Genomic DNA, 14,125 nt, shown 5'->3' with positions numbered 1-14,125 from the left:
AATAATGGTATAATAAGGTATTAGTTCTATATGGCCAGACTATATTTATGATGAATTACAAGGTTTGGTTCTAAACTGAAAAATGAAATACAAGGGAAGCCCCCTTGCTAGGAAAGGATTTTTATTACATGGCAACTATTCAATGGTTTCCGGGCCATATGTCCAAGGCTCGCCGTCAGGTCCAGGAAAATCTCAAGCATGTTGATTTCGTGACCATTCTGGTCGATGCTCGCCTGCCCCTGTCCAGTCAAAACCCCATGCTCAATAAGATTGTAGGTGACAAGCCCAAACTCATGATTCTCAATAAGGTTGATTTGGCCGACCCTACCCGTACTAAGGAATGGCAGAGCTACTTTGAAGGACAGGGCATTAAAACCCTAGCCATCAATTCAAAAGAGCAAGCGACGGTGAAAAAGGTGACCGACGCAGCCAAAAGCCTCATGAAAGACAAGGTTGAACGCCTCCGCCAAAGAGGCATTCAAAAAGAAACCCTGCGAACCATGATTATCGGGATTCCAAATGCCGGAAAATCCACCCTCATGAACCGACTGGCAGGCAAGAAAATCGCTGTCGTCGGCAACAAACCAGGTGTCACCAAGGGCCAGCAATGGCTCAAAACCAACAAGGATTTGGAAATCTTGGATACACCAGGGATCCTTTGGCCTAAGTTTGAAGACCAAGAGGTCGGCCTCAAATTGGCTCTGACAGGTGCCATCAAGGACCAGCTCCTGCCCATGGATGAAGTCACTATATTTGGCTTGGACTATTTTAAGGCTAACTATCCAGAACGCTTGCTGGAGCGTTTTAATGGCATGGACTTGGATCAGGAAACACCTGAACTCATTATGACCTGGACACAAAAACTAGGCTTCCGTGATGATTATGACCGTTTTTACCAACTCTTTGTCAAAGATGTTCGAGACGGACGCTTGGGTACTTACACATTAGACAAGGTGAGTGATTTGAATGGCGACGATTAAGGAAGTAAAAGCGCAGCTAGCGCTGATAGACAGCCTAGATAGTCCTGTCTGGGCTCAGTTGGCAAAAGATGAGCGTTCAGGCGTTCAGACTGCTATTCAAAAACGCCAAAAGGAGCTGGAAAAAGAAGCGGCTGAAGATGCCCGTTTGAAAGCTATGCTTTCCTATGAAAAAGCCCTTTATGAAAAAGGTTTGGACTGGATAGCCGGTATCGACGAAGTGGGCCGAGGGCCACTAGCAGGCCCAGTGGTGGCAGCAGCAGTCATTCTGCCAAAGGGCTGCAAAATCCGCTACCTCAACGACTCCAAAAAAATCCCCAAAACCAAGCATGAAGCCATCTATCAAGAGGTTATGCAACAAGCAGTGGCAGTGGGTATCGGTATAAAAGACGCACAGATTATCGACCAAGTGAACATTTATGAAGCGACCAAACTAGCCATGTTGGAGGCCTTGGGTAAGCTAAACCCAGCCCCTCATCACCTCCTGATCGATGCCATGAAGCTGGACACACCCATCCCTCAGCAATCCATCATCAAGGGCGATGCCAATTCCTTATCCATCGCAGCGGCTTCCATTGTGGCCAAGGTGACAAGGGATAGGCTGATGGCCGACTACGACCAAACCTATCCAGGCTATGGCTTTTCCAAAAATGCAGGATATGGCACCGCAGAGCATCTGGAAGGACTGAAACAACAGGGGGTTACCCCCATTCATAGAAAGACCTTTGAGCCGATTCGATCAATGGTAGAAAGGAGAAGTCAGTGATGGAAATCCTCCTTGTGCTTTGCATGTTGTCTTGGGGGAGTTTTCTTTTTCTATACTTGCTAGAACGTCGTAGTCTGCTTATTTCCTTATTGGCTCTCAATGCTTTATTCTTTACCGGTCTTTTTGTCTTATCGACGGGTATATTTGAAAAGAGTGAGATTGCTCGAATACTGATATTTGGCTTGGCCATTCCCCTCTTATTGGCACTTTTTTCAGGTCCTTTTGTGTTCTTAGTTGCCCTTTATTACAATGGCTTTCAGCTGTTGAAGCGCGAGGGATTCCGTTTGACCAACGTGCTGTCCTTAGGTCTGGCAATCGCAGTCACCCTTTACTGGTTTGTCTTTCCTTTTGTGCTTCAATCCTTATCTAGCAACAACTTATTCAACCTGATTTTTGTCTACATTGGCGCTTTAATCTCTTACTTATTTGGCGTTAGTCTTCTGTATACCTTGTCGAGTTTTATTAACTTTGTTAATCTATTCCCAAAAAAATTAGAGTATGTTGTGGTTTTGGGAGCAGGTCTAAATAAGGATAAGGTCACTCCGCTCTTGGCTTCGCGGATTGATAAGGGAATTGCTGTTTACAAGAAACACTCTGGCAGCAAGCTGATACTGTCTGGCGGTCAAGGGCATGATGAGCTTATTTCGGAAGCTCAGGCAATGGCAAACTATGCTCAAGAACAAGGAGTGGTAGCAGAAGATATTCTGCTGGAGAATCAATCTGCCAATACAGAACAAAATCTCAAATTTTCTGTTGCCTTGATGAAGCAAAATAGTCGCTTTGCTATTGTCACCAATTACTATCATCTCTATCGCGCCTTATTGCTGGCTCGTAAGTTAAAACTGAAGTGTATCGGTTACGGGGCAAAAACAAAATTTTATTTTAGCCTAAATGTCTTTATACGCGAATTTGTGGGCTATTTGGTCATGTCTAGGAAAATCCACCTTTGGTTACTAGGGAGCTTTACGCTCATTTGCCTTTTGGGCTTACTGATCCAATTCCTCTTTTAGTTATTTAGTTGAATAAAAAAGGAAAATCTATATGCAATAAATGAGTCGTTAGGTTTGTCTTATGACTTGATTTCAATGGATTCTTTTGAGGGTGAAAATGGTTTCTTTTATAACAAAAAGACTGAAGAAGTTTTCTATATTGGATTATCTGATACAGGAATAGAAATAATTCAAAAATGGTCTGATTTTAACCAATTTTTAGAATGGTATTTTGATACTTAATTTAAAATAGGAGCATCATATGTTAAATAAGAAAATAATTAACTTTTTAAGAGAAAAAAATTGGTGGTATGAACATGAAATCATTAAGTATAGAGATGCACTTTCTCAACTAAATCTAGATATGGAAAGTGATTTTATTCAATTTTACTTACATACAGAAGATGGACCAACTTTTTTTAGCAGATATAGAGAGATTTATCAATTGGGATGGTTTCTAATAAATACTAACTTAAGTAAAGACTTATATTCAATCAATAAAATATTAGACCTACCTGAGGACTTTATCGGACTGGATTCTTTTGAGGGGGAGCATGGATTTTTTTATAATAAAGTGACGCAAGAAGTTGTTCACTTTCAATTGGGTAGTTCGTATGAGGAAAGGGAAGTAAAAAAATGGTCAACTTTCGTAGCGTTTATTGAATGGTACTTTAATATCGAGGATGCCCTAGATAACTAGCTGAAGCTGGTTTTACCCAGTGTTTTAAAATAGAAATTTGAGAGCATAAGTTATTGCAATTAAAGTTTCATTCACATTCCTTCAAAGACAGTTAAAAATGCTGTTTCAGACTTCCGTTTAACGGAAGTCAAAAATGCGCAGGGCGACAGTTACCGCTATGAATACGACAAAGCGGGACAACTCATCGCCGAGACGGACTTTGTGGGCAATCGTAAGACTTACGCTTACGACCAAGCGGGCAGATTGATTCAACGTCACGAAGCTGATACTATCGAGACCTTCCAATACGATTGGGAAGACAAATTGCTGAAACGGCAAAGTTGGCAAAAAGCCGATTTACAAGCAGTCGAATTTAGCCAAAAATTTGCAAAAAATCAGGAAAATCTGACCGCTTGCAAGGGCACGCAGTTTGTGTATCATCACCATCAGCTAGTGGCAGAAGTGCCACTACAAACGGACGGAAACCTTGCACTACAAGCGAATTGGGCTGACGCGATTTACTGGCTCTAGCAAAGCAACAATTTCACCCTTGACCTCAAATAGGCAAAAAACGAATGAATCGGAAAATTCTTTATTTTCGTGACTCATTCGTTTTTATTGGTTACTTTTTCGGTAGTGATCCGATGATGCTTGCCTAATCTCGGACAATATCTTCTGGAAGGACGGTTTGGTAAAGGAAGTAGGCACCGTCAAGGTTTTGGACAGAAAAGTCGTTTTCCTTGAGGATACGCTCTGCTATATAAGAGCGAAGACCGCTATGGCAGCTGACAATGTAGTCTTTCTTCTTATCGAGTTGATCTAAGTTGTCACGCAGACTGTCCAGAGGAATGTGGATGAAGTCCTTGAAACGGCCATTTTTTAATTCTGCCTCATTGCGAACATCAAGGAGTATTTTGCCCTTGGCTAGTTCATCCGAGAGTTGGTGCCATTGGATCGAATCGCTCAATCCTTCAGCAAGGTTCATACTAGCATAGCCAATCATGTTGACCGGATCTTTGGCAGAGCCAAATGGAGGAGCATAGGTCAGCTCCAGTTCGGGTAAATCATAGATGGTCAGGCCAGCCTTGATAGCTGTAGCAAGGACATCGATCCGTTTGTCAACTCCTTTTTGTCCAATTGCTTGGGCACCGTAGATTCGTCCATCAATGGGTGAAAAGATTAGTTTGAGAACAATGTCTGTCGCTCCCGGATAGTAACCAGCATGATCTTTACCAGTTGTATGAACGATAGAAAGCGGATAGTCAAGGGATTTGACTGCGCGTTCACTCAGACCTGTGGAAGCCACTGCTAGATCGAAGACCTTGACAATGGCAGTGCCGATACTTCCTCGATTGGTGCGTTTGAGACCGGCAATAACATCTGCGACTTGGCGTCCTTGGCGATTAGCAGGAGAAGCGAGGGAAATCAAGGCATCCTGACCGGTGATTTCTTGCTTGACAAGAATAGCGTCGCCGACGGCATAGATATGAGGGAGTGAAGTTTGGTAGTTTTGGTCAACAAGGATACCCCCGCGTAAGCCCAAGGCAATGCCGGCATCTTCGGCTAGTTTGGAATCCGGCTGAACGCCGACAGATAAAATAGTGATGTCAGACTCCAGTTGGCTTCCGTCTTCAAGGATTAACTGGCGCCCCCTGTCTTTGATGGCTGTTAGGGATTGCTGGGTGATAACTCGGACTCCCTTGGTAGTGAGTTCTTGCTGAACAAAACTGGCCATTTCCTGATCCAAGGTTGGTAAGACATGTGTTGCCTTTTCAACGATTGTGACGTCTAACCCTTTCATGACCAAATTTTCAGCCATTTCAAGTCCGATGAAGCCCGCTCCAACAACGACAGCCTTGCCTTGTTTGATGTTTTCTAAGTGCGACATAATCTGGTCAAGGTCTGGAACATTGCGCAGTGTAAAGAGATTGTCGGCTTCTTCAATACCCTCTAGGGTAGGGACAAAAGGCTTAGCTCCGGGTGAAAGAATGAGTTTGTCATATCTTTCTGTTAGTAGAGATTCCTTATGCTTGACAGTGACTTCTTGTTTTTCTGGGGCGATTGCAATGACCTCGTGGAAGGGGCGTACATCCAGATTGAAATGTTTTTTGAGACTTTCAGGCGTTTGTAGCAGCAGGCTGTCGTGCTCTGCTATTTTTCCAGAGATATGATAGGGAAGTCCGCAGTTGGCAAAGGATACATAAGGGCCTTTCTCAAAGACGATGATTTCGGCGTCCTCCATCAAACGACGCAGGCGAGTAGCGGCTGACATCCCTCCGGCAACGCCACCAATGATAATGATTTTCATAGAGTCCTCCTTCTAATAGACAATAGGGCCACGCCAGCTGTTCATACCACCGCGGATATTCACTGCTTTATAACCAGCCTGTTTTAGATAGTTTGTTGCACGCAGGCTTCGCATACCAGACTGGCAAATGACCAGATAAGTTTTGTTGGCTTCTGGTTTGAAAAGCTCCAGTTGACTCAAGGGAACATTTTTGGCTTCTTTAATGTGCCCGCTTGAAAATTCGTGAGATTCCCTGACATCCAAAAGAACCGTATTCTTGTCTGTTAAAAGCTCAGGAAGCTGTTCAACTGTAAGACTTTCGCCTTTTTTAAATACTGCTGAAAAAATGTTTTCTAACATAAATTACCCCTTTATACCCGTTAGGGTATTTTTAGTCTACCAAAGCTGACCCGTCTTTGTCAATTAAATGAGTTGACTTTCTTAAAAGGGAGAGGTAGTATAGTTAGTATGGAAATGAATAAAAAAAATATGCTAAATCGCTTAAAACGGGCTGAAGGCCAGCTTCGTGGGATTCAAAAGATGGTGGAAGAAGACCAAGAATGCATTGATATAGTGACTCAGCTTAGCGCTGTTCGCTCCAGTATCAATAGTATGATGGGAATCGCAATCGCTCAAAAAGTTAAGGCCTGTATAGAAGAGCCGTCTGACGATCCCAGTCTGCAAGAAGCTCGCTTGGAAGAAGCGATTAAACTGATTATCAAAAAATAGTCAACAAGGAGATTTGCCATGACTGAAAAAGAAAAAATGCTGGCGGGTCAACTCTATCAGGCTTCAGACCCTGAGCTTCGTCAGATGAGAAAAGATGCCCGTCAAAAGATGCGTGATTTCAATCAAGAGTTGGATGGTAGCCTACGAACCGCATTGTTAAAAGAGTGGTTTGGTGCTACTGGTCAGCGTATTTACATAGAGCCTAGTTTCAATTGTGATTATGGCAGCAATATTTACGTTGGTGAAGATTTTTATGCGAATTTCAACTGCACCATGTTGGATGTCTGCGAGATTCGGATTGGCAAGAATGCCATGCTTGGGCCAAATGTCCAGCTTCTAACACCTCTTCACCCACTAGATCCCGATGAGCGAAACGCTGGTCAAGAATATGGCGCGCCGATTACCATAGGAGATAATTTTTGGGCTGGTGGAGGCGCCATCATCCTACCCGGTGTGGAACTTGGAAACAATGTCGTTGTGGGTGCGGGAAGTGTGGTCACAAAATCCTTTGGTGACAATCTACTGATTGCAGGCAATCCAGCTCGCATTATTAAGGAGATTCCAAGCAAATAAAGGAGAAGCAATGCCAGAAACCATCTTATCTATTGACATAGGCGGAACCTTCATCAAATCTGCCTTGATTGATCATCTAGCGGCAGTGGAGATGTTAGAAAAAGTGGATACGCCAGACAGCCTGCCTGAGTTTTTGGCAAGCTTAGAAGGCCTTATCCGTGCTCATGATTCCCAGATTACAGGTGTTGCAATTGCCTGTCCGGGAACCATTGATACGGATACGGGTTTTGTGCATAAAGGCGGTTTGATTCCCTACTTGAAGAACTATCCTCTAGGTCAATATTTACAGGATACTGTTCAGCTGCCTATTTCGGTACTGAATGATGCTGATGCGGCAGGGCTTGCAGAGGCGGTTTATGGCGAATTAAAGGGCTGTTCTTTGGGAGCTGTTCTGGTTTTGGGGACAGGAGTTGGTCTGGCTCTTGTTTCGGATGGGGGCTTGATTTCCTTGCAAGAGATTGCCGGTAAGGGACTCTTAACGCCTTTTGAGGATAAGACAAGCACGGATCAGACAAGGACGCTTTTTCAAGATCTTGGTCAGATGTTTGATTTACATATTAGAGGACTAAGGAGCTTGATGGATAACAGCGGTTCTGCTGTGCAATTTATCAAAAGAGCCAGTCAAGAACTTGGCTTAAGGGATGTTGATGGTAAGGCGGTCTTTGAAGCCTTGGAAGCTGGTGCAAATCATCAATTGCTGGATATGTTTAAAGACTATTGCCACCAAGTAGCTGTTTTAGTCCTTAATTTGAGAACCCTCTTTCAACTGGAGTGTGTCCTTATAGGGGGCGGTATCAGTCAGCAACCTCTCCTCATTCAGGAGGTTAAACGCCAATACCAAGAACTTCTGGAGGTGGAGAAGACGGATTTTGACAATGATCTTGATATTTTAGCCTGTCAATTTCATAATCAGGCCAATTTATTGGGAGCTTATCGTTTTTTTCAAGACAAGTATAAGAAATTGAATGGCTGAGGCCATTTTTTTCTTTTGGTTGCGAATAGACTGATTGAGGTGACTAATTATGAATAATTTTGAACTGTTTAAATTGAAAAAAGCAGGCTTGACAAATCTCAACATCAACAAGGTTCTGGCTTATCAAGAGCGTTATCAGAAAAAATTGAGCATAAGAAATATCGCAGTCGTTTCTGAGTGTAAGAATCCTGTTCTTTTTATCGAAGCCTATAAGCAGTTGGATATAACTGCTTGTCGGGAGGAGTTTAATCGCTACCCATCTTTTTCCATCTTAGATGAGGTTTATCCTCTGGAGCTCAAGCAAATCTATAATCCACCAATCCTGTTATTTTATCAAGGTGATTTGGACTTATTGTCCAAACCAAAGTTGGCAGTTGTCGGTTCGCGCAAGGCCAGCAAGGAAGGAAGTCAATCGGTTCAAAAGATTGTAAAAGAACTCCAAAATCGTTTTGTGGTTGTCAGCGGTCTGGCTAGAGGGATTGACACAGCGGCCCATATGGCTAGTCTGAAAAGTGGCGGTAAAACCATTGCGGTCATAGGAACAGGCCTAGACCATTATTATCCAAAGGAAAATAAGCAGCTCCAAGACTATCTATCAAAACACCATCTTGTTTTGACAGAGTATGAACCGTCCGCCCAACCCAAGAAATTTCATTTTCCTGAGCGTAATCGCATCATAGCAGGGCTAGCTCAGGGCATTGTTGTTGCGGAGGCCAGAATGCGGTCAGGCAGTCTGATTACCTGTGAGCGTGCCTTGGAAGAAGGAAGGGATGTTTTTGCCATTCCAGGCTCTATATTGGATGGACATTCTGACGGCTGTCATCATTTGATTCAAGAGGGCGCAAAGTGTATCACATCGGGGATGGATGTGCTTTCAGATTACCAATTTTGAAACTAAGTTCTCCTATAGGAAAATAAAAATCTTGACACTTACCTAAAAATAGTTTATTCTTTGTGAAGTTGTGTGTAAGAAAACCTCGTTTTTGAGGATTGAAACCAACACCATCAATGACAAATAAGGTAAGAAAATGGCTACAAAAACAGCAAGCAAGAAAAAATCAACTACCAAGAAAAATCTGGTCATCGTGGAGTCGCCTGCCAAGGCTAAGACCATCGAAAAATATCTGGGGCGTAACTACAAGGTTGTGGCTTCAGTCGGTCACATCCGCGACCTGAAAAAGTCCAGTATGTCGATTGATTTTTCAAATAACTATGAACCCGAATATATCAACATCCGAGGCAAGGGGCCGCTGATCAATTCATTGAAAAAAGAGGCTAAAAATGCCAAACAAGTCTATCTGGCAAGCGACCCGGATCGCGAAGGAGAAGCTATTTCCTGGCATTTGGCCCATATTCTGGGACTAGATGAAAAGGATAAGAACCGTGTGGTGTTTAACGAAATTACCAAGGATGCTGTAAAAAACGCCTTCAAAGAACCGCGCACGATTAACCAAGATCTTGTCGATGCCCAACAGGCTCGCCGCGTTCTGGACAGGATTGTTGGATACTCCATTTCTCCCATTCTTTGGAAAAAGGTTAAAAAAGGTTTGTCAGCTGGTCGTGTCCAGTCCGTTGCGCTCAAGCTGATTATTGATCGGGAGAATGAAATCAATCAATTCAAACCCGAAGAATATTGGACAATCGAAGCTACTTTTAAAAAGGGCAATAAGAAATTTCAAGCCAGCTTTTATGGACTCGATGGTAAAAAGGTTAAGGTCGAGAACAATCATCAGGTTCAGGAAATCTTGGCTCGCCTATCTGGCGATGACTTTCTTGTTGAACAGGTGGAACGTAAGGAGCGTAAGCGCAACGCACCATTGCCTTATACGACCTCAACCCTTCAAATGGATGCCGCCAATAAGATTAACTTCCGTACGCGCAAAACCATGATGGTTGCCCAGCAACTTTATGAAGGGGTGAGCTTGGGAACAGGTGGTTCGCAAGGTTTGATTACCTATATGCGTACAGACTCTACTCGTATCAGTCCCCTTGCCCAAGGGCAGGCGGCAGACTTTATTACAGAGCGCTTTGGGGCAAACTATTCCAAACATGGCAGCAAGGTCAAAAATGCCAGCGGTGCCCAAGATGCACACGAAGCCATCCGACCGTCTAATGTGCAGCTGACTCCTGAATCTATTGCCAAGTATTTGGATAAGGATCAGCTCAAGCTTTATACCCTAATTTGGAATCGCTTTGTAGCGAGTCAAATGTCTGCTGCAATTTTTGATACAATGAGTGTCCGTTTGGGTCAAAACGGAGTCCTCTTTGCTGCCAACGGCAGTCAGGTGAAGTTTGATGGCTACATGGCTGTCTATAATGATTCTGACAAGAATAAAATGCTGCCTGATATGGAAGAAGGGGATCAAGTTACCCGTAGCAACACCAATCCGGAACAGCATTTCACGCAACCACCAGCCCGTTATTCCGAAGCAACCTTGATTAAGACCTTGGAAGAAAACGGTGTTGGCCGACCATCCACCTACGCTCCGACGATTGAAACCATACAAAAACGCTACTACGTTAAACTGGTTGCCAAACGCTTTGAACCAACCGAGCTGGGAGAAATCGTCAACAAACTAATCATTCAGTTCTTCCCAGATATTGTCAATGTCAAATTTACTGCCGAAATGGAGCAAAAACTAGATGACGTTGAGATTGGAAAGGAAGAGTGGCAGAAGATTATCGACAGTTTCTATCAGCCGTTTAAAATCGAATTGACCAAGGCTGAGGCAGAGATGGAGAAAATCCAGATAAAAGATGAGCCTGCTGGCTTTGATTGCGATGTCTGTGGTCATGAAATGGTAATCAAGCTTGGTAAGTTCGGTAAGTTCTACGCTTGCAGCAATTTCCCAGACTGCCGCAATACCAAACAGATCACTAAGGAAATAGGTGTCACTTGTCCAGTCTGTCATCAGGGGCAGGTCATAGAGCGTAAGAGCAAGCGCAATCGTCTTTTCTATGGCTGTGATCGTTACCCAACCTGTGACTTCACTTCTTGGGATAAACCAGTTGGACGCTCTTGTCCAAAATGTGACCACTACCTAGTCGAGAAAAAAGTCCGTGGCGGTGGCAAGCAGGTTGTTTGTCCAAATGGCGACTATGAAGAAGAAAAGGTGAAATAAACCGAGGTATTCTTGATACTTACTCAAACTCTCTCTGGTTGCTAGAGAGAGTTTTTTTATGGGGCCACTTGAATAATAAGGTGTTTTATTCTATAATAAACTTATAAAATTTTTTAGGAGATTGCTATGAAGAAATTTTTATCCATTATCATACTTGGTTTAGCCACTTTTGCGCTTTTGGGCTGTGCAAGCGGCAAACTGGAAACAGAAACTTCTTCCACAAGTTCGACTGAACAATCCAGTTCCACAGCTTCATCCAGTAAAACAGAGGCAAGTACAACAAAATCCAATGTTACCTATCCCGCTAGTCAATCAAGTCAATTAGCAGATACAACTTATCTTTTCAATGGAGTCGATATTGAGGTTGCTAAAACGATTGAACGCTATGTTGTTTTGACTAGTACCTATGATTTTGAAACGTTTACTCAAGAAGAAGCTGATAAAAGGATGGCAGAACTGAAAACTCTCAAAGTAAATGGAGAACTTGCTCAGGATGAACAGACTTTATTTACTCCTCTTTTAGAAGCTATCCAGAGTTCGAGTGCAAGTGCTGGCTCAACCAAACTGGTTCAATTGGGTATTTTTAAGGATACAACTGCAGAGCCTGATCCTTCTGGTTTATATGACTCTACCTATCAGGTTGCTGTTTCACTTGCTACTGAGCAAGATGGAGAAGTTGTACACGAAACAACAATGGTAGCAATGGTATGGACTAAAGATAACCTTATTCAAGCATCTTATAGCTTAGCAGATTTACAGGAATTTGTTGATGCAGAGGAGCTCTTTAATAATTTGATGACAGAGTAACTTCTCATTGAGCATTTAGGACCAAGATTGTAAAAACAACAATAACCCACTGTGCATCCTCTTGGAAATACCCAGTGGCAGTTTGCGTAAATTATATTATGCAAACAATCTCAAACTACTTTCATCTCCATGAGAGTAGTTTTTGTCTTTTCCAGTCATTTTCTGGTATACTGGATAAGTATAAAATTTAGAAAGGTTCTGTTTTGGGTCATTCCCAAACGGTAGCCAGATGACTGGCTAGAGGTATTAGTTTCATGTCTCAAACCCATATTAACGTTATTGGAGCTGGTCTTGCCGGCTCTGAAGCAGCCTACCAGATTGCCAAGCGGGGCATCCCTGTCAAACTCTACGAGATGCGCGGTGTCAAACCCACTCCCCAGCATAAGACAGACAAGTTTGCAGAGTTGGTTTGTTCCAACTCATTTCGTGGTGATAGCTTGACCAATGCGGTTGGGCTGCTCAAGGAAGAAATGCGTCGTCTGGATTCCATTATTCTTCGGGCTGGCGAGGCTCACCGAGTGCCTGCTGGCGGTGCCATGGCCATGGACCGGGAGAATTTCTCCCAGGCGGTTACAGATGAGATTCACAACCATCCCCTGATTGAGGTCATTCGCGGAGAAATCACTGAAATTCCTGAGGATGCTATTACGGTTATTGCGACCGGGCCTCTGACATCTGACGCCCTAGCAGAGAAGATTCACGCGCTCAATGGTGGCGACGGTTTTTATTTCTACGATGCGGCAGCGCCGATTGTGGACAGCTCGACCATTAACATGGACCTGGTCTATCTCAAATCCCGTTATGACAAGGGAGAAGCTGCCTATCTCAATGCGCCTATGAATAAGGAGCAGTTCACCGCTTTTTACGAGGCCTTGATTTCTGCTGAAGAAGCCCCGCTCAATTCCTTTGAAAAGGAAAAATACTTCGAAGGCTGTATGCCCATTGAAGTCATGGCCAAACGCGGTATCAAAACCATGCTATATGGCCCAATGAAGCCAGTTGGTCTGGAATACCCTGAAGACTACAAGGGACCACGTGACGGCGAATACAAGACCCCTTACGCAGTTGTCCAGCTCCGTCAGGATAACGCAGCAGGCAGCCTCTACAATATCGTAGGCTTCCAAACTCACCTCAAGTGGGGCGAGCAGAAGCGGGTCTTCCAGATGATTCCAGGCCTTGAAAATGCGGAATTTGTCCGCTACGGTGTTATGCACCGCAATTCCTACATGGATTCGCCAAACCTTTTGGAACAGACCTTTGCGACCAAGAAAAATCCAAATCTTTTCTTTGCAGGTCAAATGACAGGAGTAGAGGGCTATGTCGAGTCTGCCGCCTCTGGCTTAGTGGCCGGAATCAATGCCGTTCGCCGCTTCCGAGGCGAAGAACCTGTCATCTTCCCGCAGACCACAGCCATCGGCGCTCTGCCATTCTACATCACCCATACCGAAAGCAAGCACTTCCAGCCTATGAATGTCAACTTTGGTATCATCAAGGAGCTGGACGGCCCCCGTATCCGCGATAAGAAGGAGCGTTATGAGGCAATAGCAGAGCGTTCCCTCAAGGATTTGGAGGAGTTTTTAGCCTACTAAATCTTATCAACTATTCTTAGACACCTTCGGGTGTCTTTTGTGTGCAGAATTGACTTTTTTTACGATTAAGATTATAATGTTTACAGAGTAAACATTCGGAGGTGTGAAGCATGTCAACCTTATCAAAACCAATTGCGGTACGCTTTGATGAAGATTTGGTTCAGTTGATTGAAGAAGTTTCTGCTGGCCAACACATGACAAAGACAGATTTTATTCGAGAAGCTGTCCTAGAGAAATTAGAAGATATGTACGACCTTGCAAAGGCAGAAACTACCTATCAAGAGTGGGCTGACAGCGGCAAGGAAACTTATAGTCACGATGAGATGATGAAGCGCTATGGCTAAGTATCGTGTGGACTATGCCCCAAGTTTCTTTGAAGATATGGATAAGCTTGATAAGGGAACCAGCCGGCAAATTGCTAGGTGGATTGATAAACACTTGGTAGATGTGGATTTTCCCCGGTCTCCTGGGAAGTACTTGACGGGAAAGTTAGCTGGTTATGTTCGCTTTCGCGTGGGAAATTATCGTATAATTGCAGTGGTTGATGAGGGTGAATTGGTCTTGCTCAATCTCCATGTAGGACATCGTTCAGATATTTATAAGAAGTTGAAATAATCCCCAGACACCTTCGGGT

Annotated in this window: 16 protein-coding genes; 14 read left to right on the top strand and 2 right to left on the bottom strand. The window is 43.7% G+C overall.

Translation table 11 applies throughout. The features are described from left to right. Positions 1-128: 128 nt before the first annotated feature. The 5 genes from ylqF (at position 129) to INT76_RS01740 (ending at position 3,942) form a co-directional block, all read left to right on the top strand. Complete coding sequence (gene ylqF, locus INT76_RS01765; RefSeq protein ID WP_212571530.1) at positions 129-980, top strand: ribosome biogenesis GTPase YlqF; 852 nt, start codon at positions 129-131, stop codon at positions 978-980. Next, entirely contained in the window at positions 967-1,743 is a 777-nt protein-coding gene (locus INT76_RS01760) for a ribonuclease HII (protein WP_212571528.1), read from the top strand. The genes ylqF and INT76_RS01760 overlap by 14 nt, the downstream gene beginning before the upstream one ends. Further along, complete coding sequence (locus INT76_RS01755) at positions 1,743-2,753, top strand: YdcF family protein (RefSeq protein WP_212571526.1); 1,011 nt, start codon at positions 1,743-1,745, stop codon at positions 2,751-2,753. The genes INT76_RS01760 and INT76_RS01755 overlap by 1 nt, the downstream gene beginning before the upstream one ends. A gap of 241 nt (positions 2,754-2,994) precedes the next feature. Next, entirely contained in the window at positions 2,995-3,432 is a 438-nt protein-coding gene (locus tag INT76_RS01750) for a hypothetical protein (protein WP_212571525.1), read from the top strand. Between the two features lie 201 nt (positions 3,433-3,633). Beyond that, entirely contained in the window at positions 3,634-3,942 is a 309-nt protein-coding gene (locus INT76_RS01740; RefSeq protein ID WP_212571523.1) for a hypothetical protein, read from the top strand. A gap of 124 nt (positions 3,943-4,066) precedes the next feature. On the opposite strand, the gene INT76_RS01735 is transcribed toward INT76_RS01740, so the two are convergent. Together INT76_RS01735 and INT76_RS01730 are read right to left on the bottom strand one after the other, a co-directional pair. After that, on the bottom strand, positions 4,067-5,719 hold the full coding sequence (locus INT76_RS01735; RefSeq protein ID WP_212571521.1) for an FAD-dependent oxidoreductase: 1,653 nt from the start codon (positions 5,717-5,719) through the stop codon (positions 4,067-4,069). Between the two features lie 12 nt (positions 5,720-5,731). Further along, positions 5,732-6,058 carry a rhodanese-like domain-containing protein gene (locus tag INT76_RS01730; protein WP_212571519.1) on the bottom strand — a complete coding sequence of 109 codons (327 nt, stop codon included), beginning with the start codon at positions 6,056-6,058 and terminating at the stop codon, positions 5,732-5,734. A 108-nt stretch (positions 6,059-6,166) separates the two neighbouring features. Between INT76_RS01730 and INT76_RS01725 the strand changes: the two genes are divergently transcribed. The 9 genes from INT76_RS01725 to INT76_RS01685 all read left to right on the top strand — a co-directional run bounded on the left by INT76_RS01725 (position 6,167) and on the right by INT76_RS01685 (position 14,106). Next, the gene (locus INT76_RS01725; RefSeq protein WP_212571517.1) at positions 6,167-6,427 is read left to right on the top strand and encodes a metal-sensitive transcriptional regulator; all 261 of its coding nucleotides are present in this window, start codon (positions 6,167-6,169) and stop codon (positions 6,425-6,427) included. Between the two features lie 18 nt (positions 6,428-6,445). Further along, complete coding sequence (locus tag INT76_RS01720; RefSeq protein ID WP_212571515.1) at positions 6,446-7,000, top strand: sugar O-acetyltransferase; 555 nt, start codon at positions 6,446-6,448, stop codon at positions 6,998-7,000. 10 nt (positions 7,001-7,010) lie between these two features. Continuing rightward, positions 7,011-7,973, top strand: coding sequence for an ROK family protein (locus INT76_RS01715; protein ID WP_212571513.1), 963 nt, complete (start codon positions 7,011-7,013; stop codon positions 7,971-7,973). A 49-nt stretch (positions 7,974-8,022) separates the two neighbouring features. After that, positions 8,023-8,865 carry a DNA-processing protein DprA gene (gene dprA / locus INT76_RS01710; protein ID WP_212571511.1) on the top strand — a complete coding sequence of 281 codons (843 nt, stop codon included), beginning with the start codon at positions 8,023-8,025 and terminating at the stop codon, positions 8,863-8,865. A 136-nt stretch (positions 8,866-9,001) separates the two neighbouring features. Further along, complete coding sequence (topA, locus tag INT76_RS01705) at positions 9,002-11,095, top strand: type I DNA topoisomerase (RefSeq protein ID WP_212571509.1); 2,094 nt, start codon at positions 9,002-9,004, stop codon at positions 11,093-11,095. Between the two features lie 126 nt (positions 11,096-11,221). Further along, complete coding sequence (locus INT76_RS01700) at positions 11,222-11,902, top strand: hypothetical protein (protein ID WP_212571507.1); 681 nt, start codon at positions 11,222-11,224, stop codon at positions 11,900-11,902. Positions 11,903-12,156: 254 nt separating this feature from the next. Further along, positions 12,157-13,491, top strand: coding sequence for a methylenetetrahydrofolate--tRNA-(uracil(54)-C(5))-methyltransferase (FADH(2)-oxidizing) TrmFO (gene trmFO, locus INT76_RS01695; RefSeq protein WP_212571505.1), 1,335 nt, complete (start codon positions 12,157-12,159; stop codon positions 13,489-13,491). 110 nt (positions 13,492-13,601) lie between these two features. Next, on the top strand, positions 13,602-13,835 hold the full coding sequence (gene relB / locus INT76_RS01690; protein ID WP_212571503.1) for a type II toxin-antitoxin system RelB family antitoxin: 234 nt from the start codon (positions 13,602-13,604) through the stop codon (positions 13,833-13,835). Then, positions 13,828-14,106 (top strand): type II toxin-antitoxin system RelE family toxin, encoded by a 279-nt coding sequence (locus INT76_RS01685; protein WP_212571501.1) that lies wholly within the window; start codon positions 13,828-13,830, stop codon positions 14,104-14,106. The genes relB and INT76_RS01685 overlap by 8 nt, the downstream gene beginning before the upstream one ends. The last annotated feature ends 19 nt before the right edge of the window (positions 14,107-14,125 follow it).

The organism is Streptococcus oriscaviae (assembly GCF_018137985.1).
GTDB lineage: Bacteria > Bacillota > Bacilli > Lactobacillales > Streptococcaceae > Streptococcus > Streptococcus oriscaviae.
This window is presented reverse-complemented; position numbering and strand designations above follow the sequence as displayed.